The organism is Streptomyces sp. NPDC057249, assembly GCF_042669245.1.
Lineage (GTDB): Bacteria > Actinomycetota > Actinomycetes > Streptomycetales > Streptomycetaceae > Streptomyces.
This window is the reverse complement of the sequence record NZ_JBHUXS010000011.1, coordinates 80,733-107,140: the sequence shown is the minus strand read 5'-3', so window position 1 is coordinate 107,140 and position 26,408 is coordinate 80,733. Positions and strand designations below refer to the sequence as shown.

At 72.3% G+C, this 26,408-nt stretch carries 24 protein-coding genes and 1 pseudogene; 12 read left to right on the top strand and 13 right to left on the bottom strand.

Features of this window, described 5'->3' with window-relative positions:
• Positions 1-10: 10 nt before the first annotated feature.
• From ACFUJY_RS21505 to ACFUJY_RS21470, 8 genes are read right to left on the bottom strand one after another with little or no spacing between them, the layout of a single operon-like run.
• Positions 11-967, bottom strand: coding sequence for an urease accessory protein UreD (locus tag ACFUJY_RS21505; protein ID WP_383301921.1), 957 nt, complete (start codon positions 965-967; stop codon positions 11-13).
• A gap of 1 nt (position 968) precedes the next feature.
• On the bottom strand, positions 969-1,589 hold the full coding sequence (gene ureG / locus ACFUJY_RS21500) for an urease accessory protein UreG (RefSeq protein ID WP_383301918.1): 621 nt from the start codon (positions 1,587-1,589) through the stop codon (positions 969-971).
• Positions 1,590-1,623: 34 nt separating this feature from the next.
• Positions 1,624-2,370, bottom strand: a complete 747-nt coding sequence (locus ACFUJY_RS21495) for an urease accessory protein UreF (protein WP_383301916.1) — start codon at positions 2,368-2,370, stop codon at positions 1,624-1,626.
• Positions 2,371-2,375: 5 nt separating this feature from the next.
• Complete coding sequence (ureC, locus tag ACFUJY_RS21490; RefSeq protein WP_383301913.1) at positions 2,376-4,100, bottom strand: urease subunit alpha; 1,725 nt, start codon at positions 4,098-4,100, stop codon at positions 2,376-2,378.
• Positions 4,100-4,579, bottom strand: a complete 480-nt coding sequence (locus ACFUJY_RS21485) for an urease subunit beta (protein WP_383301910.1) — start codon at positions 4,577-4,579, stop codon at positions 4,100-4,102. Before ACFUJY_RS21485 ends, ureC begins: the two co-directional genes overlap by 1 nt.
• Positions 4,576-5,424, bottom strand: a complete 849-nt coding sequence (locus tag ACFUJY_RS21480) for a sirohydrochlorin chelatase (protein WP_383301908.1) — start codon at positions 5,422-5,424, stop codon at positions 4,576-4,578. The genes ACFUJY_RS21485 and ACFUJY_RS21480 overlap by 4 nt, the downstream gene beginning before the upstream one ends.
• Before the next feature lie 2 nt (positions 5,425-5,426).
• On the bottom strand, positions 5,427-5,732 hold the full coding sequence (locus ACFUJY_RS21475; RefSeq protein WP_164402631.1) for an urease subunit gamma: 306 nt from the start codon (positions 5,730-5,732) through the stop codon (positions 5,427-5,429).
• A 49-nt stretch (positions 5,733-5,781) separates the two neighbouring features.
• Positions 5,782-6,744, bottom strand: coding sequence for an urea transporter (locus ACFUJY_RS21470; RefSeq protein ID WP_383301905.1), 963 nt, complete (start codon positions 6,742-6,744; stop codon positions 5,782-5,784).
• Between the two features lie 193 nt (positions 6,745-6,937).
• Between ACFUJY_RS21470 and ACFUJY_RS21465 the strand changes: the two genes are divergently transcribed.
• Together ACFUJY_RS21465 and ACFUJY_RS21460 are read left to right on the top strand one after the other, a co-directional pair.
• The gene (locus ACFUJY_RS21465; RefSeq protein WP_383301902.1) at positions 6,938-7,408 is read left to right on the top strand and encodes a fluoride efflux transporter FluC; all 471 of its coding nucleotides are present in this window, start codon (positions 6,938-6,940) and stop codon (positions 7,406-7,408) included.
• Positions 7,405-7,779: a fluoride efflux transporter FluC gene (locus ACFUJY_RS21460; protein WP_383301900.1), complete on the top strand. Its 375-nt coding sequence runs from the start codon at positions 7,405-7,407 to the stop codon at positions 7,777-7,779. The genes ACFUJY_RS21465 and ACFUJY_RS21460 overlap by 4 nt, the downstream gene beginning before the upstream one ends.
• A 68-nt stretch (positions 7,780-7,847) precedes the next feature.
• Here ACFUJY_RS21460 and ACFUJY_RS21455 read toward each other — a convergent pair whose 3' ends face one another.
• Both ACFUJY_RS21455 and ACFUJY_RS21450 read right to left on the bottom strand, forming a co-directional pair.
• Positions 7,848-8,024, bottom strand: a complete 177-nt coding sequence (locus ACFUJY_RS21455) for a hypothetical protein (protein WP_365682748.1) — start codon at positions 8,022-8,024, stop codon at positions 7,848-7,850.
• A gap of 345 nt (positions 8,025-8,369) precedes the next feature.
• Positions 8,370-9,854, bottom strand: a complete 1,485-nt coding sequence (locus ACFUJY_RS21450) for an SDR family NAD(P)-dependent oxidoreductase (protein WP_383301898.1) — start codon at positions 9,852-9,854, stop codon at positions 8,370-8,372.
• Positions 9,855-10,059: 205 nt separating this feature from the next.
• Between ACFUJY_RS21450 and ACFUJY_RS21445 the strand changes: the two genes are divergently transcribed.
• The 5 genes from ACFUJY_RS21445 to ACFUJY_RS21425 all read left to right on the top strand — a co-directional run bounded on the left by ACFUJY_RS21445 (position 10,060) and on the right by ACFUJY_RS21425 (position 15,031).
• The gene (locus tag ACFUJY_RS21445) at positions 10,060-10,962 is read left to right on the top strand and encodes an RNA polymerase sigma factor SigF (protein WP_383301895.1); all 903 of its coding nucleotides are present in this window, start codon (positions 10,060-10,062) and stop codon (positions 10,960-10,962) included.
• Between the two features lie 200 nt (positions 10,963-11,162).
• Positions 11,163-12,422 carry a PP2C family protein-serine/threonine phosphatase gene (locus ACFUJY_RS21440; RefSeq protein WP_383302221.1) on the top strand — a complete coding sequence of 420 codons (1,260 nt, stop codon included), beginning with the start codon at positions 11,163-11,165 and terminating at the stop codon, positions 12,420-12,422.
• A complete protein-coding gene (locus tag ACFUJY_RS21435) occupies positions 12,412-14,037 on the top strand; it encodes a CHASE3 domain-containing protein (RefSeq protein WP_383301892.1) in 1,626 nt (541 codons plus the stop codon). The genes ACFUJY_RS21440 and ACFUJY_RS21435 overlap by 11 nt, the downstream gene beginning before the upstream one ends.
• Positions 14,034-14,477 carry a response regulator gene (locus tag ACFUJY_RS21430; RefSeq protein WP_383301889.1) on the top strand — a complete coding sequence of 148 codons (444 nt, stop codon included), beginning with the start codon at positions 14,034-14,036 and terminating at the stop codon, positions 14,475-14,477. The genes ACFUJY_RS21435 and ACFUJY_RS21430 overlap by 4 nt, the downstream gene beginning before the upstream one ends.
• A gap of 98 nt (positions 14,478-14,575) precedes the next feature.
• Positions 14,576-15,031, top strand: a complete 456-nt coding sequence (locus tag ACFUJY_RS21425; RefSeq protein ID WP_383301886.1) for an ATP-binding protein — start codon at positions 14,576-14,578, stop codon at positions 15,029-15,031.
• Positions 15,032-15,073: 42 nt separating this feature from the next.
• Here ACFUJY_RS21425 and ACFUJY_RS21420 read toward each other — a convergent pair whose 3' ends face one another.
• Entirely contained in the window at positions 15,074-16,249 is a 1,176-nt protein-coding gene (locus ACFUJY_RS21420; RefSeq protein WP_383301883.1) for a PP2C family protein-serine/threonine phosphatase, read from the bottom strand.
• Between the two features lie 80 nt (positions 16,250-16,329).
• On the opposite strand from ACFUJY_RS21420, the gene ACFUJY_RS21415 reads away from it, so the two are divergent.
• Complete coding sequence (locus ACFUJY_RS21415; protein ID WP_383301880.1) at positions 16,330-16,842, top strand: MarR family winged helix-turn-helix transcriptional regulator; 513 nt, start codon at positions 16,330-16,332, stop codon at positions 16,840-16,842.
• 248 nt (positions 16,843-17,090) lie between these two features.
• A complete protein-coding gene (locus tag ACFUJY_RS21410; RefSeq protein WP_026171109.1) occupies positions 17,091-17,423 on the top strand; it encodes an STAS domain-containing protein in 333 nt (110 codons plus the stop codon).
• A gap of 72 nt (positions 17,424-17,495) precedes the next feature.
• Here the strand turns inward: ACFUJY_RS21410 and ACFUJY_RS21405 are convergent.
• Positions 17,496-19,855 (bottom strand): annotated as a pseudogene (locus ACFUJY_RS21405) (GH92 family glycosyl hydrolase).
• A 251-nt stretch (positions 19,856-20,106) separates the two neighbouring features.
• Here ACFUJY_RS21405 and ACFUJY_RS21400 point away from each other — a divergent pair.
• Entirely contained in the window at positions 20,107-21,240 is a 1,134-nt protein-coding gene (locus tag ACFUJY_RS21400) for a DMT family transporter (RefSeq protein WP_383301877.1), read from the top strand.
• Here ACFUJY_RS21400 and ACFUJY_RS21395 read toward each other — a convergent pair.
• On the bottom strand, positions 21,210-22,529 hold the full coding sequence (locus tag ACFUJY_RS21395) for a transglycosylase family protein (RefSeq protein ID WP_383301874.1): 1,320 nt from the start codon (positions 22,527-22,529) through the stop codon (positions 21,210-21,212). The two genes, ACFUJY_RS21400 and ACFUJY_RS21395, sit on opposite strands and share 31 nt — an antisense overlap.
• A gap of 253 nt (positions 22,530-22,782) precedes the next feature.
• On the opposite strand from ACFUJY_RS21395, the gene ACFUJY_RS21390 reads away from it, so the two are divergent.
• Together ACFUJY_RS21390 and ACFUJY_RS21385 are read left to right on the top strand one after the other, a co-directional pair.
• Positions 22,783-25,293: a glycoside hydrolase family 3 C-terminal domain-containing protein gene (locus tag ACFUJY_RS21390; protein WP_383301871.1), complete on the top strand. Its 2,511-nt coding sequence runs from the start codon at positions 22,783-22,785 to the stop codon at positions 25,291-25,293.
• 8 nt (positions 25,294-25,301) lie between these two features.
• Positions 25,302-26,393 carry a LacI family DNA-binding transcriptional regulator gene (locus ACFUJY_RS21385; protein WP_383301869.1) on the top strand — a complete coding sequence of 364 codons (1,092 nt, stop codon included), beginning with the start codon at positions 25,302-25,304 and terminating at the stop codon, positions 26,391-26,393.
• Positions 26,394-26,408: the final 15 nt, after the last annotated feature.

The following is a 26,408-nucleotide window of genomic DNA, read 5'->3' as shown; positions in this document are numbered from 1 at the left end:
GCGGGAGGCGTTACGGTTTGCGCAGGTCGGGCGGCGGGTGGCCGGTGAGCAGCCGGCGTACGGCGTGCCAGGCGGCCCGGTGGGCCTCGGCGACCCGGACCGGACTGTCGTCGAGCAGCCGCACCCACGCCCCGCAGTCCCGGGGCAGCACGCTCACCCCGTACAGGACGCCGAGCCCGGCCAGCGCCTCGTGCAGGGCGTCGGCGAGCCCGGGGGCGGGAACGCGGTCGGTCACCACGAAGAGCGAGGCGACGTGGTCGCGGCCGGCGAACACCCCGGGGCCGAGGACGCCGGTGCCCGGCCGCCCGGGTGCCAGGCGCAGGGTGTCGACGGCGAGGAGGGTGCCGTCGGGCCGGCGGACGCGGAGGTCGGTGGCGAGCATCCGGTACACGTGGCGCTCGCCCCGGGCGAGCCGGCCGGCGGTGAGGGTGTCGCCGACGAGAACGGTGGCACCGGGCGCGACGGTGACCTCGGTGCGCTGGTAGAACCGGGCGTCCCGGAACGGGATGAGCGGGTCGGGGAGGTACTCGACGTAGCTGCCGGCCTCGGCGGTGAGGTGGACGCGCTGGCTCGCGTAGTCGTGCTCCATCCGGAAGACCTTGGTCGCGGCCTGGGTCGTCAGGTGGACCTGGGTGCCGGGGCCGCAGTGGAAGTCCATCCGGTAGCGGTCGGCCTGGGCGATGCCGCCGCCGGTCGCCATCAGATACACGTAGCTCATGCCGGGCTGGGCGGGGTCGATCCACAGCGGGCGCATGATCTGGAGCGGGGTCTTCTGGTAGCGCCCGACGAGGTCGGTGCGCCCGCCCCGCACGGCGAAGGCGAGGTCGAGGATGCCGACCTTGGCCGGGGAGCCGGGTGCCAGGGTGTCCGGGACGGAGGCCAGGGCGGCCACGTCCGGGGGGACGCGGACGGGCGTGTAGTACTCCTCGGCGAGCCGGGCCTTCGGCCGGTGCGGGGCGAGCGGCACGTCAGATCAGCACCTTGCGGCGCGACGCGAGGTAGCCGGCGATCTCGTCCACGCCCACGCCGGTCAGGCAGTCGGTGAGGACGACGGGCCGGTCGCCCCGCACCCGGTGGGCGTCGGACTCCATGACGTCGATGTCCGTACGCACGTACTGCGCGATGTCGATCTTGTTGATGACCAGGAGGTCGGAGTCGGTGATGCCGGGTCCGCGCTTGCGGGGCATCTTCTCGCCCTCCGCGGTGTCGAGCACGAAGAGGAACAGGTCCACCAGGGCCGGGCTGAACGTCAGGGTGAGGTTGTCGCCGCCGGACTCGTACAGGAGGGTGTCGGTGTCCGGGAAGCGTTCCAGCATCTCGGCGCCGGCCGCGAGGTTCATCGTCGGGTCGTCGCGTACGGCGGTGTGCGGGCAGGCGCCCGTCTCGACGCCGACGACGCGCTCGGGTTCGAGGACGCCGGCCAGGGTGCGGCGGACGTGCTGGGCGTCCTCCTGGGTGTAGATGTCGTTGGTGATGACGGCGGGGCGGTGGCCGCGTGCGATGAGGACCGGGACCAGCGCCTCGATGAGCGCGGTCTTGCCGGAACCGACGGGTCCGCCGATGCCGACCCTGAGTACGTTGTCGTCCATGGTGCTCCCTGGGGTGTCGTGGGGGTGGGGTTGGTCAGCTGGCGAAGAGCCGGGCCTCGGCGCGTTCGTGACGGCCCGACATGACGTCCGAGGCGAAGACGGTGGCGCCGACGTCGTCCAGCTCCCTGCGCAGCGCCGCGTCGACGGTGGTCTCGATGACGGGCGCGGCGCCTCTGAGCAGCGTCTGCGCCGCGCGGTGGTCGGTCAGCCGCAGCCGCAGGGCGGCCCCGGCGAAGCTGACGCAGAAGGCGAACAGGTCGGCGGCGACCGCCTGGCGGACCGGGACACCGGTCGCCGCGTAGACGATCCCGGCGGCCACCGCCTGGGTGCCCGGGGCCTCGCGGCGCACGACCCGGTCGTAGTAGTCGCCGATCTCGGGGCGGTCGAAGACCTCGTGGCCCAGGTCCAGGAGCTGGCGCCCGGTCCGGGTGGCGGCCTGGCGCATTTCCCGGCCCAGTTTCGTGGCGAACAGGTGCTCGTCGATCCGGACCACGGTCTCCGGGTCGCCCGCCGCGGTCGCCCGGTGGGCGAGGGCGAGCGCGGTGGCGTCGGCGGGTCCGACTCCGTGCAGCAGCAGGTCCGCCAGCAGCAGCGGCAGGCTCTCGGGGTCCACGGCGCCCGCCTGGGCGTAGCCCTCCAGGCTGTGCGAGAGGGTGTAGAAGCCGCTCGGGAACGCCGAGTCGGTCAGCTGGAGGCTGACCAGCAGCGGTCCGAGCCCGGTGGCCGCCGTGGTCCCCGCCGGGCCGGGGTCGCCCGCGATGTCGCCCTCCTTGCGGTACATCGGCCCTAGACCAGGAAGTAGAGGTGGTTCAGGGGCAGCGTCTCGGCCGGGTCGATGGTGGCGACCTTGCCGTTGAGCGTGACCTTGAACGTCTCCGGGTCGACCTGGACGTCGGGCAGGGCGTCGTTGCGGATCATGTTGTGCTTGCCGATGGTGCGGGTGCGGCGCACCGGGAGGACCTGGCGTTCCAGGCCGAGTTCGGCCGGCACCCCGGCGGCGATGCCCGCCTGCGACATGAAGGTGGCGTGGGTGGACCGGAGCGCCTTGCCGTACTGCCCGAACATCGGCCGGTAGATGACCGGCTGCGGGGTCGGCAGGGAGGCGTTGGGGTCGCCCATCTGCGCCCAGGAGACGATGCCGCCCTTGATGATCATTTTCGGTTTGGCGGCGAAGGAGTGGATGGGCCACAGCACGATGTCGGCGAGCTTGCCCTTCTCGATCGAGCCCACGTAGTCGGAGATCCCGGAGGCGATGGCGGGGTTGATGGTGACCTTGGCGAGGTAGCGCAGCACCCGCTGGTTGTCGTTGCGCTCCGAGTCGCCCTCCAGGACTCCGAGCTTGTCCTTGCAGTGGTGCGCGGTCTGGAAGGCCCGGGTGACGGACTCTCCGATGCGGCCCATCGCCTGGGAGTCGGAGGAGAACATGCTGATCACGCCGAGGTCGTGGAGCACGGACTCGGCGGCGATGGTCTCGGCCCGTACCCGGCTGTCGGCGAACGACACGTCCTCGGGGATGTCACGGCTCAGGTGGTGGCAGACCATGACCATGTCGAGGAGTTCGTCCACCGAGTTCTTGGTGTACGGCAGCGTCGGGTTGGTGGAGGACGGCAGGACGTTCGGTTCGCCGGTGACGCGCAGGATGTCCGGGGCGTGGCCGCCGCCCGCGCCCTCGCTGTGGAAGGTGTGGATGGCCCGGCCGTCGATGGCGGAGCGGGTGTCCTCGAAGAACCCGCTCTCGTTGAGGCTGTCGGTGTGGATCGACACCTGGACGTCGTGGGCGTCGGCGACGGTCAGCGCGTTGTCGATGACGGCCGGGGTGGCGCCCCAGTCCTCGTGCACCTTGAGACCGCAGGCGCCGGCGGCGACCTGCTCGTTGAGCGCCTCGGGCAGGCTGCCGTTGCCCTTCGCCATGATGCCGAGGTTGACGGGGAACGCCTCGGCCGCCTGGAGCAGCTTGCCGATGTTGTACGGGCCGGGGGTGCAGGTGGTGCCGTTGGAGCCGTCCGTGGGGCCGGTGCCGCCGCCGATGAGCGTGGTGATGCCGTTGGTCAGCGCCTGTTCGGCCTGCTGCGGGGCGATGAGGTGCACATGGGTGTCGATGGCGCCGGCGGTGGCGATCAGGTGCTCGCCCGCGATGGCCTCCGTGCCGGGTCCGACGACCAGGTCCGGGTCGACGTTGTTCTGCGTCTGCGGGTTGCCGGACTTGCCGATGCCGACGATGAAGCCGTCCTTGATGCCGATGTCGCACTTGACGACGCCGACCATGGGGTCGATGACCACCACGTTGGTGATGACGGTGTCCAGCGCGCCCTGGGCGGCGGTGGCCTGCGGGTCGGACGCCATGCCGTCGCGCATGGTCTTGCCGCCGCCGTAGACGACCTCGTCGCCGTACAGGCCCTCGCTGTAGTCCTTCTCGACCTCGACGACGAGGTTGGTGTCGGCGAGGTGGAAGCGGTCACCGACCGTCGGACCGAACATGTCGGTGTACTGCTTGCGGGGCAGGATGGGCATCAGCGCGAACCCTTCTTCTTGTCCTTGGCGGCCTTGGAACCCTTGGAGTCCCCCTTGGACCCCTTGCTGCCCTTGGCGTCCTCGGAGCGGGCCGCGGCGGACGCGCGCTGCGCGCCCTCGAAGCCGCGTTCGATGGCCCGGCGGACCGCTTCGACGCGGGCGGGGTGGGAGGAGAGGCTGCCGTTGAGCAGCCCGCTGAAGCCGGTGAGCCGGCCGGTCCCGGCGTACGCGCACAGCTCGACCTCGCGGGTCCCGCCGGGCTCGAACCGTACGGAGGTGCCGGCGGCGATGTTGAGGTGCATGCCCAGGGTCGCCTCGCGGTCGAAGGAGAGCGCCGAGTTGACCTCGAAGAAGTGGTAGTGCGAGCCGATCTGGACGGCTCGGTCGCCGGTGTTGCTCACGGTGACCTTGAGCGTGCGGCGGCCTGCGTTGAGTTCGATCGGGCCGTCTCCGTACAGGTACTGCTGACGGAACGTCATGCGATGCTCCTGATGCCTCGGTCCGCTTCGGCGGCGGACGGGTGGTGGTGGTGCCGGTGCGCGTCCCCGGGCCCGTGCGCGTGGGGGTGTCCGTGCGCGTGGCCGTGGCCCTCGCCCGGCGGGTGGGTGTGGGCGTGGCCGTGGTGGTCGGCGGCGGCGAGGCCGGCGGTGATGCCGTCGTCGCCGTGCTCGCGCAGGCGCCGGTGCGCGTCGGCCACGCGCTCGTCCAGCACCCGCCGCAGCGCGGGTCCCGGCACGAGGGGGCCGATGTCCGTCACCGGCACCGGCCGCGCGCCGACCGGGCCGACCGCCGTGAACGACGCGGGCAGCAGTGCCACGCGCTCCGCGCCCAGCAGCCCGCAGCGCCGGACGCCCTCGGCCGGGTCCGGGTCACCGCCGTCGAAGGCCACCTCGACCAGGGCGTGGCGCCCGTAGCGGCGTACGAGCGCGGCGACGCGGTACAGCTCGGCGTCCTCGAACGGGTCGCCGGAGGGGGCGGTGACGAGGAGCGCGGCGTCGGCCGGTGCCCGGCCGGCGGCCGCCCGCAGCCAGGCGACGAGGTGCTGGGCGGTGCCGAAGGGCTCTGCGAGCAGGACGGCTCCGGGCCCGCCGGCGGGGACGGCGCGCAGGGTGCGGGCGGTGTCCGCGACGAGTCCGGGTTCGCGGCCCAGCGTCATCGGGACGACCACGGCGGGCTCGCCCCGGCGCAGGTGCGCGGCGACGGCCCGGAAGAGCGCGCGGCCGCCGGCGACGACGCTCACGTGCGGGCCGAGCAGGCCCTCCAGCGCACGGCCGTACGCGGCTTCGTGGCCGCAGACGGCGATGACGCCCCCGTTCCCCGCCACGGTCAGCCGCCGATGGGGTCGTGGCAGGAGACCAGTTTGGTGCCGTCCACGAAGGACGCCTCGACCTGGAGGAGGCCGAGCATCTCCCGTACACCGGGCATGGTGTCGTCCTCGCCCACCACGTGGCGGCCCAGTTCCATGCAGTCCGCGACGCTCTTGCCGTCGCGCGCCGCCTCCAGGATCGCCTCGGTGATCAGCGCGACCGACTCGCTGTAGTTGAGCTTGAGGCCGCGGTCCTGGCGCTTGCGGGCCAGGTCGGCCACGACGTAGACGAGCAGTTTGTCGATCTCGCGGGGGGCGAGGTTCATCGGGTGTGCCTTCCTCGGGATGTACGGGGGCGGGGGTCCTGGGGCTCCGTCAGTCGCTGCGGCGCAGGCGCGGCAGCAGCTCCACGGCGACCAGCAGCGTCCAGGTGGTGAGGATGAACGGCCAGGTGAAGGTGTGGCCGCCGAACGGTTTGAAGAAGGAGGTCAGGGATGCGGTGAGGCCCGTGCTCGCCACCGCGCCAAGCAGCGCGTAGATCCCGTTCCAGACCGTGGGGGCCAGGAAGACGGCCCCGAGACCGATGGCGACGAGCACCGCGTTGTATCCGTAGATGCCGTTGGCGATCAGCGCCGTCGGCGCGCCCAGCAGCCAGGCGGCGACGATCCCGGCCACACTGCCGGCCGCGGCCCAGAGGACGACGCGCGGGCCTGCCAGGGCGAGTCCGACGAGCATGATCAGTCCGACGTACCAGCTCTCGACGAGGAAGACCTGCGAGACGTTGTTGAAGAAGGCGTGCCACAGGGCGTTCCAGGTGATCCCGGTGTCGCCTCTCGTCGTGCTGGAGACGGCCGCGGGGGCGCCGTGCCAGACGCGGTCGAAGGAGGGGGCGCCCACCACTATCACGCCGGAGACCAGGCAGAACGGCGCGGTCATGGGGCTGAGTCGGTACGGCGCGAGGAGGGTGGCGAGGGCCGCCATGAGGACGACGCACAGGATGGCGCCCACGACGGTCAGCACATACGTGGCCGGGTGGTTGCCGAGCGATGAGACCAGGGCGATGCCGGTCAGGCAGCCCGCGAACCCCTGCATGCCGAGCGCGATGCTCCCCCGGTCGACGGCCAGCGCATAGGCGGCGGCCGTGGCGATCAGGGTCCCCAGCGTGGCGAACAGGCCGGTCTCCCAGCCCGCCGCCCACAGCCCCGCGAGGATCGCGGCACCGGTGAACAGGCTCGCCTGGAAGTCGACCTGCCCGACGCCGCGCAGGGATGCCAGCAGGTACGCGGACGGCTGACGGCTCTCCAGCCGCCGGACGAGATCCGGCTCGGCAAGGGACACGGCGTGCTCCAGCGGCTCTTCGGGGGCGCTTCGGGCAGGGCGGACCACCGGAGCGGTCCGTCATATGCCATGGAGTCACACCAAGGTGCACTTCTCACGCCGAGGGCGTTCCCCGTAGCCCACTCAGGTACATCGTCGGGGCACGCCGGAGTGAGCGCCCCCGACGCCGCACGGCGGTCCGTACGTTCACGGCATGCCCCAGAAGATGCGGTTGCACCGCCACAGCCACCCGGATCACCACCCGGGCGTGCAGTTCCCGGTCGTGGCCGCCGTCGCGGTCGGCGGCGCGGCGGGGGCCGCCGCGCGGTACGCGGCCGAACGCCTGTGGCCGACCGGGACGTTCTCCTTCCCCTGGACGATCCTGCTGGTCAACACGGTGGGCTGCTTCCTGATGGGCATCCTGATGGTCACCCTGAAGCTGCGGTTCCCCGGGGCTCCCCGGCTGATCAGTCCGCTGCTCGGCACCGGGGTGCTCGGCGGCTTCACGTCGTTCTCGCACTACACGGACAATGTGCGGCAGCTCTTCGAGAACCATCAGCCCGGCTATGCGGTGGGCTGCCTGGTGCTGACCGTGGTGGCGGCGCTGGCGGCCGTGACGGCGGGGGCGTTCGCGGCGCACTTCGCGTTCGGCCGGTCCTACGGTGCGCGGGGCGGGGCGTCATGACCGACTGGCTGCTCGTGCTGGCCGGGGGCCTGGTGGGGGCGCCGGTGCGCTATCTGCTCGGCGTGGACGCGAAGTTCCGCCTGCACAGCGCCTTCCCCTGGGGCACCCTCGCGGCCAACGCGGGCGCGGCGCTGATCCTCGGCTTCGTCGCGGAGGCGGCGACCGACGGCGATCTGGGGACCCGGCTGAATCTGCTGCTGGCCACCGGCTTCTGCGGGGCCCTGTCGACCTGGTCGACGTTCTCGTACGAACTGCTCACCCTCAACTCGGCCCGTCGGCTGGGGCTTGCGGCGGCCTATCTCCTGATCACCGTCGGCGTCGGGCTGGGACTCTCCTTCGCCGGGGCCGCCGTGGCGCGTGCGGTGTTCTGAGGAGCGGCGGGCAGAACGCGCTGTGGCCCGCCCCGGCGAGGGGCGGGCCACAGCGGGTGTCCGGGCAGTCAGTCGATGCCGGGCAGGATGTGCGGCTCGGCGAGGTCGTCCTCGTAGCCGGCCAGACGGATCGGCGCGGACCTGGCCCAGACCTCGATGTTCTGGAGCTTGTCGCTGCCGCGTCCCGGCTTTCCGTGCCGTTCGGCAGGCCGCTCCTCTTGCTTCGTCAATTCCGGTGTCGTCACCGCGCACTCCTTCGTGTCGCGTAGCCCCGGGCGTCGCCGACGCTCCGGTTCTCATTGCCGGGAATCAGCTGCCCGTGCGGGGCAGGGGCAGGAACAGTTCGGTCGCGGTGGCGCCGGGTACGGGGGCGGGACGGCGACTTGGTTGACAAGCCTGTCCCAGGACGGTCGAGGAAGGTTCGTGGACTCCTCGATGACGTCCGTTCACATCAGAGTAACCAAATGAGCGCTTCCGCGCTCGATGGATCGTGTGCCATGGGTCACTTTCAGCCACCGCATACGGAAAAGACCCGGCCAGGAAATCATCCCCGCCGGGTCCCCGCACTCCGGGGCCGGCGCCCCGCTCCCTCACCAGTTGGCGGGGGCGTAGTCCTTCAGGAAGCATCCGTACAGCACCTCGCCGGCCTCGCCGCGCACGATGGGGTCGTAGACCCGGGCGGCGCCGTCGACCAGGTCGAGCGGGGCGTGGAAGCCCTCCTCCGCCAGCCGCATCTTGTCCGGGTGCGGGCGCTCGTCGGTGATCCAGCCGGTGTCCACGGCGGTCATCAGGATGCCGTCCTTCTCGAACATCTCCTGGGCGCTGGTGCGGGTCAGCATGTTCAGCGCGGCCTTGGCCATGTTGGTGTGCGGGTGCCCCGCGCCCTTGTAGCCGCGCCCGAACACGCCCTCCATCGCGGAGACGTTGACCACGTAGGAGTGCTTGGCCGCGGTCGCCGCCATGGCCGGGCGGAGCCGGCTGATCAGGATGAACGGCGCGGTGGAGTTGCAGAGCTGGACTTCCAGCAGCTCGATCGGCTCGACCTCGTCGACTGTCTGGATCCAGCTGTTGGTGTCGTGCAGGTCCGGGACGAGACCGCCCGCGTCGATCGCGGTGCCGGCGGCGATCCGGGCCGGCGACGCCGAACCGCTGACCAGGGCCAGGTCCGTGACCTCCTGCGCGCTCAGCAGTTCCTTGCGCGCGGCGGGCAGAGCGGCGACGCGGTCCACGCTGCCGCTGCCGAAGGTGCCGATGACCTCGGCGGCGGGCAGCTCACCGGCGGGCAGCGGCGCGGACTCGGCGGCCAGCAGTTCGCTGTACGCCTGCGGCGAGCGGCGCACCGTCTGCGCGGCGTTGTTGATCAGGATGTCGAGCGGGCCCTCGGCGGCCACCGAGTCGGCGAGCGCGACGACCTGGGCCGGGTCGCGCAGGTCGATGCCGACGACCTTCAGGCGGTGGATCCACTCGTCGCTGTCCTCCATCGCCTTGAAGCGGCGAATCGCGTCGTTGGGGAAGCGCGTGGTGATCGTGGTGTGCGCCCCGTCCCGGAGCAGCCGCAACGCGATGTACATGCCGATCTTGGCCCGGCCGCCGGTGAGCAGCGCCCGGCGGCCCGTCAGGTCGGCGCGCGCGTCACGGCGGGCGCGGTTCTCCCGGGCACAGTCCTGGCACAGCTGGTGGTAGAACGCGTCGACTTCGACGTACCGCGTCTTGCACACGTAGCAGGACCGGGGCCGCTGGAGGATGCCGGCGATCTCGCTCTTGGCGGACGAGGACGGCAGGACCCCCTGGGTCTCGTCGTCGATGCGCTCGGCGGAGCCGGTGGCGGTGGCCTCGGTCACCGCCTTGTCGTGCGCCGTCTTGGCGGCCCGGCGCTCCTGGCGGCGGCGCTGCTTCACGGTCCGGTAGATCCCGGCGGTGGCCCGGCGCACCGCGACGGCGTCCGGGTGGTCGACCTCGATGGTGTCGAGTTCGTCCAGCACGCTCAGGCAGACGGCGAGCCGCTCGGGGTCGATACCGGGACCGAATGTCTCGGTCCCGGCCACGATCTCGGGGCCGTCCTCTGTCACCGTCATCGCCGTTCCTCTGTGCTCGTGCCGCCGGCCTCACCGGGGGCGTGGGGCTCGGTCAAGTTTGCCATGATCCGCGAGCTGCTCCGATCGGGTGAGAGCGGGGCCGGCCGGAAGAAGCTCGAAAAGTTTTGTGCGGATCACGCATGGCCTCGCGGATCGGGGGCAGGCGGTGCGCGAAGCACTTGGCGACAAGGAGGGGCCACACACCATGGCGACCACGACGGAGCAGACCGACGGAATCCTCGGCGACGCGTGCACGCTCACCGGACAGGAAGGCGCACCGCTCGGTGCGGGGACTGCGGAGCTGCCGTGGATCGAGGACACCGGGAAGGTCGCCCCCAAGGACGCCCGGGCCCTGTCGAAGATGTTCCTGGACCAGCTGCAGACGCTGGAGGAGGGGACGCACGAGTACCAGTACGCGCGCAACACCCTCATCGAGATGAATCTCTCGCTGGTGCGGTACGCCGCTTCGCGGTTCCGCAACCGGGGCGGTGACGACACCGAGGACATCATCCAGGTCGGCACCATCGGCCTGATCAAGGCCATCGACCGCTTCGACCTCTCGCGCGAGGTGGAGTTCGCCACATTCGCCGTCCCCTACATCGTCGGCGAGATCAAGCGCTTCTTCCGGGACACCACCTGGGCGGTGCACGTACCGCGCCGGCTCCAGGAGCTGCGGGTCGATCTCGCGAAGGCGAAGGAGACGCTGTCGGCGCGGCTGGACCGCGATCCGACGGTCGCCGAACTGGCCGCCCACCTCGATCTGTCCGAGGAGGAGATCATCGAGGGCCTGGTCGCGGCCAACGGGTACTCGGCGGGATCGCTCGACACCCCCAGCGCCGAGACGGACTCCGGCAACGAGCAGCGGTCGCTCGCCGACGTGATCGGTGAGGCCGACCCCGGCATGGAGACCGTCGAGAACCTGCACACGCTGGCGCCTCTGCTGGAGCAGCTGGACGAGCGCGAGCGCCGGATCGTCCAGATGCGGTTCGGCGAGGAGATGACGCAGGCCCAGATCGGCGCGGAGCTCGGGGTCTCGCAGATGCACGTGTCCCGGCTGCTCGCCCGCATCGTCAAGCGGCTGCGGGCGGGGATGTCCGTGGAGGCCTGACCCTCGCGGCCCCGGGCGCGCGCGAGCGTAACCGGACTTGGGCCGGGTCACCCTCTCGAATCGGTCACACACCGGCGGAGTGTGGCCGAAGACGATGTGAACGACGCCCGGCGGCAGATCGCCGGGCGTCGTTCACATATGCTGCGCAGCACCGGGCGGGTGGCCCGTACGGTGCAAGGAGAGAGTGAAACGTGGCTGAGATGCGCATGGGCGCCCCGGCCCGACCTCCCGTCCCAGGGGCCTTCCCGGTCCAGGCGGCGTCCGAGGCGGACGACCGCGACTCCGTGTGGGACGTCGGCGGCACCATCCTGCTGGTCGAGGACGACGCGGGCGACGCCCTGCTCGTCGAGGAGATGCTCGCCGACGGCGAGCTGGACCCCACGCTGACCTGGTGCAAGACCCTGTCCGAGGCGCTGGCCTTCCTGCGGTCGCACCAGGCGCCCGTCTGTGTGCTGCTCGACCTGCATCTGCCCGACGTGCACGGCCTGCGGGCCGTCACCCAGATCGTCGAGACGTCCCCCGACGCGGCGATCGTGGTGCTCACCGGCCTGGCGGAGGCCGACGCGGGGCTCGCCGCGGTGGCGACGGGCGCGCAGGACTACCTGACGAAGGGCCTGCTGGACCCGCAGGCCCTCGCGCGCGCGATCCGGTACGCCCTCCAGCGCAAGCAGGTGGAGCGGGCCGCCTCCGCCCTGCGCGCCAACCAGCTGATGGCGCAGGAGAACGCACGCCTGGAACGCGGTCTGCTGCCCGTCCCCCTGCTGAACGACGACAGCTTCCAGGCCGTCGCCCGCTACGAGCCGGGCCGGGCCCACGGGCTGCTCAGCGGGGACTTCTACGACGTGGTCCAGACGTCGGACGGCACGGTGTGGGCGGTCATCGGTGACGTGTCGGGGCACGGCGCGGCGGAGGCCGCGCTCGGGGTGTGCCTGCGGGTCGCCTGGCGCACCGCCGTCCTGTGCGGCACCGACCCGCTGGAACAGCTCGGGCTCCTGGAGTCGATCCTGGTCGCCGAGCGCTCCGACCCCCATGTCTTCGCGACCGTCACCTCGCTGGCCTTTCCGCCCGGCGGCGACCGCGTCCGCGTCATCCGGGCCGGTCACCCCGGGCTGCTGCTCCGGCACGGCACGGAGGTCGACTGGGTGGAGCCCGAGGGCGGGATGGCGCTCGGGCTGCTGCCGGGACACGGCCAGTGGTCGGTCACCGACGTGGCACTCGCGCCCGGCGCCGCCCTCGTCCTGTTCACCGACGGCCTCTTCGAGGGACGCACCGGACCCCACAGCCGGCTCGGCGAGGAGGGACTGCTCGGGATGGCCCGGGACAGGGCCCCGCTCGCCGCCCGCCCGTTCGTGGACGCACTGGTCGCGGGCGCCTCGGAGGCGGCGGCCCCGCACGGGGGTCTCGCCGACGACGTCGCCGTCCTGCACCTCGGCTGGAGAAGCACCCCGCATGAGCAGTGAGATAACCGACACCGCCGTACAGTCGGCCGGCAGGTGGGCGCGCCTGTCCGTGCAGAACTGGGTCCACCTGATCCTGGCCGCCTTCGTCCTCGTCGTCTGCGGCTGCGTGGTGGCGGGCGGCCTGGTGCTGGCCAGCATCTCGGACCGGACCACCGAGCTGGTCGACCGCATCCAGCCGGCCCGCTCGGCCTCCTTCGAGCTCCAGAACGCGCTCCTGAACCAGGAGACGGGGGTCCGGGGCTACGCGTTGACCGGTGACGCATCGTTCCTGGAGCCGTTCGCCTCCGGCAAGAAGGAGGAGACGGACCGGCTGGCCCGGGTGCGCTCCGCGATGGACGGCGAGCAGCCGTACGACCGCGACCTGGACCGGATCGCCGCCGCCGCCGCTGAGTGGCGCCGCGCGCACGCCGACCCGCTGATCGCCGCCGTCCGGCGCGACGGCCCCGGGGCGCGCTCGTCCGCCAGGACCGCCGAGAGCAAGGCCGCCTTCGACGAGCTGCGGCAGCTGTACGGCACCCAGCAGGCGCATCTCGACGCCGCCCGGGACCGGGTACGCGGTCAGCTGGACGACGCCCGCCACACCCGCGACCGGGTCCTCGCCGCCCTGCTGATCGTCTTCGCGCTCTGCGTGATCGCCCTGAGCGTGCTGCTCCAGCGCACCGTGGGGCGACCGCTGAACGCGCTCGCCGAGGCGTCCCGGCGGGTCCGCTCCAGCACCTTCCGCCGGCAGCGGATCGAGGTGCGCGGGCCCGCCGACGTACGGGCGGTGGCCGCCGCGGTCGAGGAGATGCGGGGCAGGCTGGTGGCCGAGCTCGACGCGGTGCAGGAGCGGGAGGACGTGCTGGCGCAGCAGACCGTGGAGCTGCGCAGGTCCAACTCGGAGCTGGAGCAGTTCGCGTACGTGGCCTCGCACGACCTCCAGGAGCCGCTGCGGAAGGTCGCCTCGTTCTGCCAGCTGCTGGACAAGCGGTACGGGAACGAGCTGGACGGCCGCGGCAAGCAGTACATCGACTTCGCGGTCGACGGCGCCAAGCGCATGCAGGTGCTCATCAACGATCTGCTGACGTTCTCCCGGGTCGGACGGGTCCACGACAGCTGGACGCCCGTGGAGCTCGACCGGTCCCTGGACCGGGCACTCACCAACCTGGCGATGGTGATCGAGGAGTCCGGGACCGAGGTCGTCCGCGAGAACCCGCTTCCGTCGGTCACCGGCGATCCCACGACGCTCGCGATGATCTGGCAGAACCTGATCGGGAACGCCGTGAAGTTCCGCCGGCCCGACGAGCCGTGCGTGATCACGGTCGGCTGCGAGCGGGACGGGGACGACTGGCACTTCACGGTCGCCGACAACGGGATCGGCATCGCGCCGGAGTTCGCGGAGAAGGTCTTCGTCATCTTCCAGCGCCTGCACGGCCGTGACGAGTACGACGGGACCGGCATCGGCCTCGCCCTGTGCCGCAAGATCATCGAGTTCCACGGGGGCAGGATCTGGCTCGATCCCGATTCCCGTCAGGGGGCGCGGGTCCACTTCTCGCTGCCCGCCGACCCCGACCCCGCGCCCGCGGAGCCGGACGACACCGCACTGCCGGCCGAGACCTCCGGAGAGAACACGTGAACACCCCCGTAGAACCCATCGAGGTCCTGCTGGTCGAGGACGACCCGGGCGACGAGCTGATGACCCGCGAGGCGTTCGAGGACAACAAGATCCGCAACACGCTGCACGTGGTCCGCGACGGCGAGGAGGCGCTCGACTTCCTCTACCGCCGCGGCGCGCACGCCGAGGCGCCGCGGCCGGATCTGATCCTGCTCGACCTGAACCTGCCGAAGTACGACGGCCGCCAGGTGCTGGAGCAGATCAAGCAGGACCCGGAGCTCGCGCTGATCCCCGTCGTCGTGCTCACGACCTCCTCCGCCGAGGAGGACATCCTGCGCAGCTACAAACTGCACGCCAACGCCTATGTCACCAAGCCGGTCGACCTGGACCAGTTCATCGCGGCGGTCCGGCAGATCGACGACTTCTTCGTCACCGTGGTGCGGCTTCCCGGCCGCGCGTAATATTCGCTGTCGACGCAGGGGAGTGGGATCTCCCGACGCGGGTACACGATCACAAGAAAGAGGTCTGCGACCTCCCCGCTGCGCCCTGGCTGGAGCACATGAACGAACAGGCGATCTCCCCGCCGGACGACTCCCCCGGGAGCTGTCCGCCCACGGAGGCGTTGCACAGCGCCGAAGTGTTCGCCGGCGAGCCCGGGTGCATCTCCCAGGCGCGGGCGCTGGCAGACCGCTTTCTCGGCAGGCTGGTGTCCGAGTGGATGGCCGTGCTCGGCACGCACACCCGTAACGACCTGATGCTGGCCGTCAGCGAGCTGGTCACCAACGCGGAGCGCTACAGCCACGGCCCGTATCTGCTGGAGCTGGAGGGCACGGCGGAGCGGATCAGCATCACGGTGTACGACAGCAGCAGCGCGCTGCCCGTCTTCTACGCCCCCGACCCGAGCCGCCTGGGCGGCCACGGCATGGAGATCGTGGTGGCCCTGTGCGACCGCGTCACGGCCGAGCGGGTGCCGGTCGGCAAGCGCATCCGGGCCGAGTTCACGCTGAGCAGCTGAGCGGGCCGGGAAGCGCCGGGCCGGCGCCGTCCCGGCCGGGGCTCAGTCCCCGGCGCCGGGCCGGCCGAACCAGTCGATGCACATGACCAGGGCGTCGTCCAGCGTGTCCGACGCCCGGTGTTCCGCCAGTTCCCGCAGGACCGCGCCGGGGACGGCGGCCGCCGGCAGCAGCCGGGTGGCGAGGACGGCCCTGGGCAGGCCGCGTTCCGCGAACATCTCGCCGAGCGGTGAGACCGCGTCGTAGACCCCGTCGCTGACGAGCAGCAGCCGGTCGCCGGGGCGGGCCTGGAGGTGCTGGACGGCGTACTGCGACTCCTCGAACATGCCCAGCGGGAGCTGGGCGTCCAGCGCGACCCGGGTGACCGTGCGGCCGCGCAGGCGCCACAGCTGCGGGGAGCCCGCGTCCACCGCCTCGACCGATCCGGTGGGCAGGTCGAAGCGGAGCAGCAGGGTGGAGACGTGGGCGGCGCCGCGGTGCTGCTCGTAGATGGCCTGGTCGGCCAGGGCCGCCTGGTCCGCGATGCCGATGCCGGCCCTTCGGGCGTTGCGCAGCGCGTTGACGGCGAGATTGGTGAGGAGGGAGGCGCGGATGCCCTCCCCCATGCCGTTGGTCACGGCCACGCTGAGCTGGTCGCCTTCGGCCGCCCAGTCGAAGTTGTCGCCGTGGATGGCGTAGGCGGGTTCGAGCTGGGCGCCTATGGCGTATTCGGCGGAGGTGAACGACCTGGCCGGAAGCAGCTGCCACTGCATCTCGGCGGCGAGGGTGAGGCGGGTGGTGCGCCGGGCCCGCTGGTAATGGTCGGTGTCCCGTTCGGCGACGACGATCTCGTGGCCGAGGAGGTCCGCGACATGGGCCAGGTCGTCCGTGTTCTGCGGGGTGGCGCGCACGGAGGGCAGCCGGACGGTGAGGATGCCGAGGCGTTCGCCCCGGACGGTGACCGGGAAGTGGTGGTCGGCCGCGTCGTCGGGGCCGGTGCGGCCCTGGTGCGGGCGCTGGCTGCCGAAGGCGCGGCCCTGGGGGCTGTTGTTCAGGGAGAGCGGCTGGCCGGGACCGTCGCCGGCGTCGACCGGGTTGAGCACGGTCATTCCGTAATCCGCCAGGAGGAGCTGCACCGAGAGGGCACCGTACGACTTCGCGAGGATCTCGCGCACCGTCGCCACCAGGGCATACGGCGGCGCGGCGCGGAGCGCTCGTTCGATGTGCGTGGGGGCATTCACGCTGCTTCGCCCATTCTTCGGTGGGTGGTGGGAGCGGAGCGAGGCTGACAGGAGCACGCTACGGGTGACAGAGTGGAAGAATGCCCCACCGCACCGGCCTCCCTCACCGCCCTGAACAGGTGTCCGAGGACGTCTGTGCCGCGTCCGAACTTCTGGAGGTGTTGTGGGGGCGTGGCCAGGAGGCCGCCGCCCGGGGTGTGGTCTCCCCCTCCCAGCTTCGCGCGCTCCTCGTCATCGAGCAGCAGGAGGGGAGCAACCTGCGCTCGCTCGGGGAGGCGCTCGGCTCGCGGGCGCCCTCGGTGAGCCGGCTGTGCGACCGGATGGAGGCCATGGGACTGGTCCAGCGCGACCCGAGCCCGACGAGCCGCCGGGAGGTCGAGCTCCGGCTGACCCTGCAGGGCCGGGAGCTGCTGGAGGAGTACCGGGCGATCCGCACGCGGGAGCTGACCGCCGTGCTGGAGCGGATGCAGCCTTCCGAGGTGGCGGCTCTGGCCGTGGGGCTCTCCGCCTTCCGCTCGGCGGCATCGCAGCGGCTCACCGGCGGGCGGAGTACCGCCGCCCGGCTTCGCGACGATGTCGCGGACAGCGCCTAGCTTCATGCACGCCCCTGCTTCCGCGTTCCGAAGGCGCCGTCGGACGGGCGCTCACGTTGATCGTTCGGTACAGATTGTTGCCCCACGAAGAATGTTGTCAAATGGCAACTGTTACTTTTATCGTTGAGCATTCCCGCCGCGAACAGGGACGGAGCAGAATCGAACTGCCCGTCCGATCGCGGCGTTACCCCCGCCGCCCAGTGCAACACGAGGTGAACGTGCTTCCACCGCCCAGTGCCGGCCGCGCCATGCAGATCGTCCCACGGCACGAACGTGGGGCGTTGGTGCTCGCGGTAACCGGTGACCTCGACATCGACAACGTGGCGCCCCTGGGCACCGCGCTGGAGAACGCGTCGCGGGAGGGTGCCGGGCCGGTCGTCGTCGACCTCTCGGACGTGAGTTTCGCCGACTCCACGACGGTGAACGTGCTGCTGCAGGGACAGACGGCCCTCGGTCCCCGGCTGCGGCTCGCCGCACCCTCGGTCTTCATGGAGCGGCTGATCTCCGTTCTGGGCCTCGACAGCGCGGTCCCGGTCTTCCCGAGCGTCGCCGAGGCGATCGACCCACCGCTTCCCGCGTAACGAAGAGGCAGACACCGAGCGCCCTTCTCCCCGCCGACGGGGAGAAGGGCGCTCGGTCGTGCGGTCGCCGGGTCAGCCCAGGGCGGGCGGGGCGTCCTCGGGCGAGGTGCCCCACGCCGACGGCTCGTCGCCCACCGTGAAGGAGAGCGAGCGGGCCGAGCGGATGTCGTCCGTGGTCAGGTAGGTGCGCGACTGCGCCGTGCCGTCGAGCCGGGCGGACTGGATGTAGCGGTCGGCGTCCGAGGTTCCGGGGGCGCTGACGGTCAGCGCGCCGCGCGGGTAGTAGCGCCGGTCGAGCTCGATGTCGACGCGTTCGAACGCGGGCGTGGACAGGCCCCAGGTGTCGGTGCCCGGCTGGACCGGGAAGACGCCGATCGACGAGAGCACCATCCAGGCGGACATCGTGCCGAGGTCGTCGTTGCCGGTCATGCCGGTCGGGCCGTTGGTGAAGAGCGTCAGGGCCGCGTGCACCACGTCCGTCGTCTTCCACGGCCGGCCGGTGGACAGGTAGGTGTACGGGGCGACGAGGTCGGGCTCGTTCTGCGGGTTGTACTTGTCGGCGTTGTAGTACGCGTACGGGCCGTTCACCCACACCTCGCGGGCGGTCTTCGCCGGGTCGGCGAGGAGCTTGTCGTATGCGAAGAAGGAGTCGAGCCGCTCGTTGGCGGCGTCCTTCCCGCCGATGAGGCCGACCATGCCGGGGATGTCCTGCGGGACCATCCACTGGTACTGCCAGGACGTGCCCTCGTGGAAGCCCTCGCTCTCGGCCGGGTCGGCGGGGCCGGTGAACGCGCCGGCGGCGTCGCGGGCGCGGAAGAAGCCGGTCGAGGGGTCGAAGATCTTCCGGTAGTTCTGGGCGCGGGCCGCGTAGCGGGCCGCGTCGGCGTCGTGGCCGAGGTCGCGGGCCATCTCGGCGAGCATGCCGTCGGCGAGGGCGTACTCCAGGGTCGCGGAGGCGCCGTGGTCGAAGTCGGAGTCACCGGGCTTCGCGTGCGGCCTGCCCTTGATGTACGGGGCGAAGCCGTCCTTCAGGTACTGGGCGTTGGCCTCGCGGCCCACGGGCGCGGAGTCGGTGGGCGGCACCCCGTCCGCGTTCTTCTTCAGGGCGCGGTACGCCTCCTCCTCGTACCCCTTCAGCAGTCCCTGCTGGTAGGCGTTGGTGAGGAAGGGGGTGACCGGGTCGCCGGTCATGATGTTGGTCTCGACCGTGCCGTAGCCCCACTTGGGCAGCCAGCCGCTCTCCGCGTCGATGCGCAGGACGGATATGGCCATGTCGCGGGATTCGCGCGGGGCGAGCAGCGAGAGCAGCTGGGCCTGGGTGCGGTAGGTGTCCCAGAGCGACCAGTTCTGGTAGTACGTGAACGTCCCGTGCGAGTCGACAGCCTTGTGCTTCTTCTGGTCCCAGCCGGTGTAGCGGCCGTCCACGTCGCTGCCCACGTTGGGTGCGAGGAAGGAGCGGTACAGCGAGGAGTAGAAGGTCCGGCGCAGCTCGTCGCTGCCGCCCTTGGCCTTCACGCCTTCCAGGCGGTGCTCCCAGGTGCGTTCGGCGGCGCGGAGGACGTGGTCGAAGCCGTGGCCGCCCTCGGCGCGGAGGTTGAGGGCGGCGCCCCTGGCGTCGACGTAGCTGAGGGCCGTGGTGGCCTCGACGGTCCGGTCCTCCGTGGTGTCGAAGCGCAGCCAGGCCCCGTTGCGGGCGTCGGTGGCCCTGGACTTCTTCGCCTCGGTGACGGTGTCGCCGTTCCAGGTGCCGGACGTGGTGAAGGGGCGGTCGAAGCGGGTGATCGTGTAGACCGTGTACGGCTTGGTGTCCTGGCAGAAGCCGCTGCCGGTGATGGCCGTCCGCACGGTCCGGTTGTCCAGGATCTCCACGTCGGAGGCGAGGGTCCGGTGCAGCGACTGGCCCGCGTTGAGCAGCACGTTGGCCTTGTCGGTGGCCGGGAACGTGTAGCGCTGGACGCCGGTGCGCTCGGTGGCGGTCAGCTCGGCCTCGATGCCGGTCTTCAGCCCGACCCGGTAGTAGCCGGGGCTCGCCTCCTCGTCGTCGTGGCTGAACTCCGCCGCGTACTTCGCGTAGTCGGTCTCGGTGACGTCGCCGGTGGTGGGCAGCGTCGGCAGGTCGCCGCCGAGGCCGCAGCCGACGCCCGAGAGGTGGACGGAGGAGAAGCCGCGGATGTGGTTCTCGCCGTAGTCGTACCCGGTGTTGTGGCCGGTGTCCGGCGACAACTGCACCATGCCGAAGGGCACGGAGGCGCCGGGGTAGGTGTTGCCCTCGTTCTGGGTGCCGATGAACGGGTTGACCAGATCGGTCAGCCGGCCGTCACTCCGGGGGCGGCCTCGGCCGTGGCCCCGGGGAGGAGGACACCGCCCAGGAGCGCGGCGGCGGCGAGTACGGCCGCCGGGCCGCGCAGTCCCGGCCGTGGGGTCCAATGCATGGGGAAACTCCTTAGGACAACGTTGTCAGAGCGCGATCATTCTTGGATTCCGCCGTGACCGCGTCAAGGGGTCGGACGGATACCCGGCGTGTCGGTCCCGTGAAGGCGGCCGCCCCGCAAGATCCTTCTGACGTCCGCCGGGAGGAGGACTACCGTCAGGAGGAGGACACCCGGACCACTGCCGTACTACCAAAGCAGTACGCCGGATCGCCGCCTCAGGGACGACGACGCGGCGGCTGGAAAAGGGGATCGTGGTGTACATGAGTTCCCTTGCGCTGTCCGTGCTCCTGTCACTGGTCTCCGCGGTCGCCTACGCGGCCGGGGCGATCGTCCAGGAACGCGTGGCCACCGCCTCCGACGGCCGCTCCCTCGCACCGCTGCGCAACCGGGTCTGGTGGGCGGCCGTCGTCCTCAACGGGCTGGGCGCCGTGCTGCACGTCGTGGCGCTGGCGTACGGGCCGCTGAGCCTCGTACAGCCGCTCGGGGCGCTCACGATCGTCTTCGCGCTGCCGATGGCCGCGCTGTTCGTACGCCGCAGGGCCGGGGCCACGGCCTGGCGCGGTGCGGTCATGGCGACGGTGGGTCTGGCCGGGCTGCTCGCGCTGACCGGCAGCTCCGACGCGCACGGCCTGGGCGCCCCGCAGCAGCTGATGCTGGCCGTGGTGACCTTCGGCGCGGTGGCCGCCCTGGTCCTTCTCTCCCGGGCGATGCGCCGCCCGGTGATGCGGAGCGTGGCGCTGGCCGGGGCGGCTGGCGTCGCGTTCGGCATCGCGTCGGTCTACACGAAGACCGTGGCCATGGAGTGGACGGCGGGCGCCGTGAAGTCCGGGCTGCTCCCGCTGCTGGTGATCGCGGCGCTGGCGGGCGCCGGTCTGCTGCTGTCCCAGGCGGCCTACCGAGGTGCGGGTCTGACGGCCCCGCTGGCCACGGTGACCGTGGTGAATCCGGTGGTGGCCGCCGCGGTGGGGATCACGCTGTTCGGTGAGCAGTTCCGGCACGGGGTCACGGGCACGGTGCTGGCCCTGCTGTGCGGGGCGGTCGCGGCCGGCGGGCTGATCATGCTGACCACGGAACGGATGAGCGCGGAGCGGTCGGCGTCGGCGACCGCGGGAGACGCGGCCGAGCCCGCGGATTTCGCCGAGCCCGCCGGGCCGCCGGCCTCGACGGGCATCCTCTCCCGCGCCGTGGAGCCGGCTCCGGCCCCCGCGGCCGGTCCCGGGCCGGTGGGTCCGCGGACCCCTCCCCCGGCGCTGCCCGTGCGGATGCCGCTGGAGGGCCTGCCCGGCCGGGTCGGGTTCGGTCCGCCCCCGGGCGCCGGACGGAGCGCCGCCGGGGAGGCCGGTGACGGGGGCGTTCAGACCTTGACGCCGCCCGCCCTGAGGTAGGCCAGCGGGTCGATGTCGGAGCCGTAGTCGGGGCCGGTGCGGACCTCGAAGTGCAGGTGCGGCCCGGTGACGTTGCCGGTGGCGCCGGAGCGGGCGATCCGCTGGCCGCCGCCGACGTGCTGCCCACCGCGCACGAGCAGCGAGGACAGGTGGGCGTACTGGCTGTACTTGCCGTCTCCGTGCCGGATGACGACCTGGTAGCCGTACGGTCCCGCCCAGCCCGCCGACACGACGGTGCCCGCCGCCATCGCCTTCACCGAGGTGCCGGTGGGAACGGGGAAGTCGACGCCCGTGTGGTAGCCGCTGGACCAGGAACCGGCCTGGTGGTACGGGGTGCCGGTGCGGGCCGCGACGGGGGCGGTGAGCCCGCTGTGCTTCTGCGCGTGCTCCGTCTTGTGCGTCTGGGTCTTCTTGGGCTGCGGCTTGGTCTGCTGCTTCCGCTGCGGCTCGGGCTTCGGGGCGGGTTTCGGCGCCGTCTTCGTCGTCGCCCTGGGCGTGGCCCCGGGTGCCCGCTTCGGTTCGGCCTTGGTCGCCGTCCTCGGCGTCGGCTTCGGTTCGGCCTTGGTCGCCGTCCTCGGCGCCGGCTTCGTGGCCGTCCCGGGCGTTCCGGTCAGGGTCAGCCGCTGGCCGGGGAAGATGAGGTCCGGGTCGTCGCCGACGACGGTGCGGTTCGCCGCGTAGAGCCGCTGCCAGCCGCCCTGGAGGTGTTGGTCGGACGCGATCCCGGAGAGCGAGTCGCCGGGCGTCACGGTGTACGACTCGCGCTTGCCCGGCACCGTGGTCGGCGTGGCCGCGGGCGTGGTCCGCCCGGTCTGCGTACGGGGGGACGACGCCGACGCGTCGCCCGGCTTCTTCGGGGTCGCGACGCTCGCCGTGCGCTCGCTCTGCGGGCTGACGTCGGGCGTGCTGCCGCCCCGGGTCAGGCCCGCCTTTCCGGAGCAGACCGGCCAGGCGCCGGGTCCCTGGCCCGCCAGGACCTTCTCCGCGATGGCGATCTGCTGGTCCCTGGTCGCGAGGTCGGCGCGTGCCGCGTACTCCGTGCCGCCGTACGCCGCCCAGGTCGAGCGGGTGAACTGGAGGCCGCCGAAGTAGCCGTTGCCGCTGTTGATGTGCCAGTCGCCGGTGGACTCGCAGGCGGCGACCTTCTCCCAGACGTCCGTCGACGCGGCGCCCGCCGAAGCGGCCGTGAGGAGCGGCAGGGCGAGACCGGCCCCTCCCGCCGTGACGGTGAGCGAAGCCCGGTTGATGCGGCTCGGCTGGTATCTGCGGTGCCGTCCGTTCGCGGCCATGACTTGGCTCCCCCACTGGCTGTAGGACACGTCGCAAGCGGTCAACTTATGTGCAAACAGCGGGTGATGACAAGACCACGGTGCGTTTCGGCCACCGCCCGCCCCGGGCGCGCCGCCGGGTCCGGCCGCTCCCACCGGCCCGCGACCGGTCCCCATTGACACGGTCGGCGGCGACCGGGGACGCTGGGCGCGACAGCTGGGAGAGCGCTCTCCGATGCCCGTGGGAGCGCGGCGCACGAAGGAGCATGGCCGCATGACGGACGAAGAGACCGAACCGCTGCTCGACAAGCTGGACTCGGCACAGAAGGTCCGTCTGCTCACCGGAGCCAGCACCTGGCGCACGCACGCGGAACCGGCCGCCGGGCTGCGCGCGCTCACCCTCTCCGACGGACCGGCCGGCGTCCGGGGCGAGACCTGGGACGAACGCGAGACCTCGCTCGTCCTCCCCTCCCCCACGGCGCTCGCCGCCTCCTGGGACGAACGGCTGCTGACGGACCTCGGCGCGCTGCTCGCCTCGGAGGCGAGACGCAAGGGCGTCGACGTACTCCTGGCCCCCACCCTCAACCTGCACCGTTCCCCGCTGGGCGGCCGGCACTTCGAGTGCTTCTCCGAGGACCCGCTGCTCACCGGCCGCACCGGCGCGGCGCTCATCCGGGGCATCCAGTCGGGCGGAGTGGCCGCCACCGCGAAGCACTTCGTCGGCAACGACGCCGAGACGGAGCGGCTGACCGTCGACGTCCGCGTGGACGAACGCACCCTCCACGAGGTCTATCTGGCCCCGTTCGAGGAAGCCGTCGCGGCCGGGGTCTGGGCCGTCATGTCCGCGTACAACAAGGTCGGCGGCGTCACCATGTCCGCATCACCGCTCCTGGAGAACCCGCTCAAGGACGCCTGGGGTTTCGACGGTCTCGTGGTCTCCGACTGGGGAGGGGTGCGCACGCTCCTCGATGCCGCCCGCTCCGGCCAGGACCTGGCGATGCCGGGCCCGGACGGCCCCTGGGCGGCCGGTCTGCTCGCGGCGCTCGAAGCGGGCCTGGTCCCCGCCGGCGCAGTGGACGACAAGGTACGCAGGCTGCTGCGGCTGGCCCGGCGGGTGGGCGCGCTCGGACCGGACCGCCCGGCGCGCCGGGCCGTCACGTCTCCGGAGGCCGGCCGCGCCCTGTTGCGCCGGGCCGTGTCCGCCGGCGCGGTGCTCCTCCGCAACGAGGGCGGACTGCTGCCCCTCGACGCGTCGGCGCTGAAGTCCGTGGCCGTGATCGGCCCGCACGCCACCGCCGTACGCATCCAGGGCGGCGGCAGCGCGGAGGTGTTCCCGGAGCACGTGGTGACCCCGCTGGCCGGGATCGAGCGGGAGTTGGCCGGGCTGGCGGCGGTGACGTACCGGCCGGGTCTTCCCGGGTCCGGCCGCCCCGAACCGCTCGGGCGCGACCGGGCACGTGATCCGCGCGACGGCGAGCCCGGGGTGCTCGTACGGCTGCTCGACGCGCGGGGCGCCGAACTCCACGCGGAGCACCGGCTGTCCGGGCGGATCGTGGAGCCGTCGGTCCGGGCCGAGGGCGCCGCCGCGGTGGAGGTCCGGGCCCTGTTCCGGCCCGCCGAGAGCGGCGCGTGGACCTGGGCGGTGGGCGGCTGGGGCGACATCTCGCTCTCCGTCGACGGGCACGAGGTGCTGTCCGGCACCTTCCCGCTGGACAGCGACGACCCGACCCGGGTGCATGTCGCCCCGCCGCTGCACACGGCCCGCGTGGAACTGACGGCGGGCCGCGAGGTGGAGGTCGTCGCGCTCCGCTCGCTCGCCCAGGGATCGGGGGTCGCGACGGTCCTCGCCGCGGCCCCGCCCGCCGGCGACGCGGACGCCGCGCGCGCCGAAGCGGTCGCCGCCGCGCGCGCGGCCGATGTCGCGGTGGTGGTCGTGGGCACGACGGAGCAGAGCGAGTCCGAGGGGCACGACCGGGAGAGCCTGGACCTGCCGGATGGCCAGGACGCGCTGGTGCGGGCGGTGGTGCGGGCCAACCCGCGCACCGTCGTGGTGGTCAACGCCGGTGGCCCGGTCGCCCTGCCCTGGCACACCCGGGTGCCCGCGCTGCTGCTCGCCTGGTTCCCGGGCCAGGAGGCCGGGGACGGTCTGGCCGACGTGCTGTTCGGGCGCGCCGAGCCCGGCGGCCGGCTGCCGACGACCTGGGCCGCCGCCCAGGCCGACGTGCCGGTGCTCGGGACCGCGCCCGGTGCGGACGGGCGGCTGCACTACGCGGAGGGCCCGCACATCGGATACCGGGCGTGGCTGCGGTCGGGGGCCGTTCCGGCGTACTGGTTCGGCCACGGGCTCGGATACACCGGCTGGGCGTATGAAGAACTGACGGCCCCGGCGGCGGTGCGGGCCGGCGAGCCGTTCGCCGTGCGGGTGCGGGTGCGGAACACCGGACGGCGGCGCGGACGGGAGGTGGTGCAGGTCTACCTCGCGCGCGGTGGGTCCGCCGTGGAGCGGCCGGTGCGCAAGCTCATCGGTTACGCGGCGGTCGAGGCAGAGCCCGGGGAGAGCGTGGTCGCCGTGGTCCGGGTGGACGGGCGGGCGCTGGCCCACTGGTCGCCCGGAGGGCGCGGGTGGGAGACGGAGGCGGGTGCGTTCACGCTGCTCGGGGGCCGTTCGGCGGGCGATCTGCCGCTCACCGCGGGGGTCGTGGCGCGGCCGGGCGCGGACTCGGCCGGGAAAGGATCGGGTAACGGTTCGGAGCACGATGGAGAGCGCTCTCCGCTGATGCTATAAATGCGCTCATGACGGATGATCTGCGACCGGCCGGAACACCCACCCTTGAGGACGTGGCGAGGGCGGCCGGTGTTTCCCGCGCCACCGTCTCCCGGGTGATCAACGGCGTACGGAATGTCGACCCGGTGATCCAGGAGGCGGTGCGCCGCGCGGTCGCCTCCACCGGCTACGCGCCCAACCGCGCGGCGCGTTCGCTGGTGACCCGGCGCACCGACGCCATCGCGCTGGTGGTGTCCGGCGCGGGCGTCGAGCCGGAGGCGGAGGAGGACGCGCCGGCGGACGAGGCGGACGGGGGCGCGGGGGCGTCGTTCACGGGGCAGGTCTTCGCCGACCCGTTCTTCGGGCGGGTGGTGACCGGTGTCGTCAACTACCTGCGGCCGCGCGGGATGCACCCGGTCCTGATGTTCGCCGAGACGTCGCGGGCGCGGGAGGATGTGGTGGCGTTCCTGCGCCAGGGCAGCGCCGACGGCGCGCTGGTCGTCTCGACGCACGCGGAGGACCCGCTGCCGGGCATGCTGACGGACGCGGGGCTGCCCGCCGTGCTGTACGCGCGCCCGGCGCGGGCGGCCCGGATCAGCTATGTCGACGTCGCCCATCAGGACGGCGCGCGGCTGGCCGCCGAGCATCTGCTGGCCCGGGGCTGCCGGCGGATCGCGACCATCACCGGCCCGCTCGACGTGCCGGCGGTCCAGGAACGGCTGGCCGGCTTCCGGGACACCATGACGCAGAACGGGCACCCCTACATCGCGATCGCCGAGGGGCGGTTCACCCAGGAGAGCGGCGAGACCGCGATGGAGCGGCTGCTGGCCGAACACCCGGACCTGGACGGAGTGTTCGCGGCCAACGACCTGATGGCCACGGGCGCCTGCCACGTCCTGCGGGAGCACGGCAAGCGGGTCCCGGAGGACGTCGCGGTGATCGGCTTCGACGACAGCAGCGCGGCCCTGGCCTGCCGTCCGCCGCTGACCACGGTCCGCCAGCCGGTGGAGGCGATGGCCGCCGAGATGGCCCGGCTGCTGATCGAGCGGCTGGGCAAGCCGGAGGGCGCCGCGACGTCCGTGATCTTCGAACCGTCGCTGGTGGTGCGGGACTCGGCGTAGGAGGCCCGGCCCACC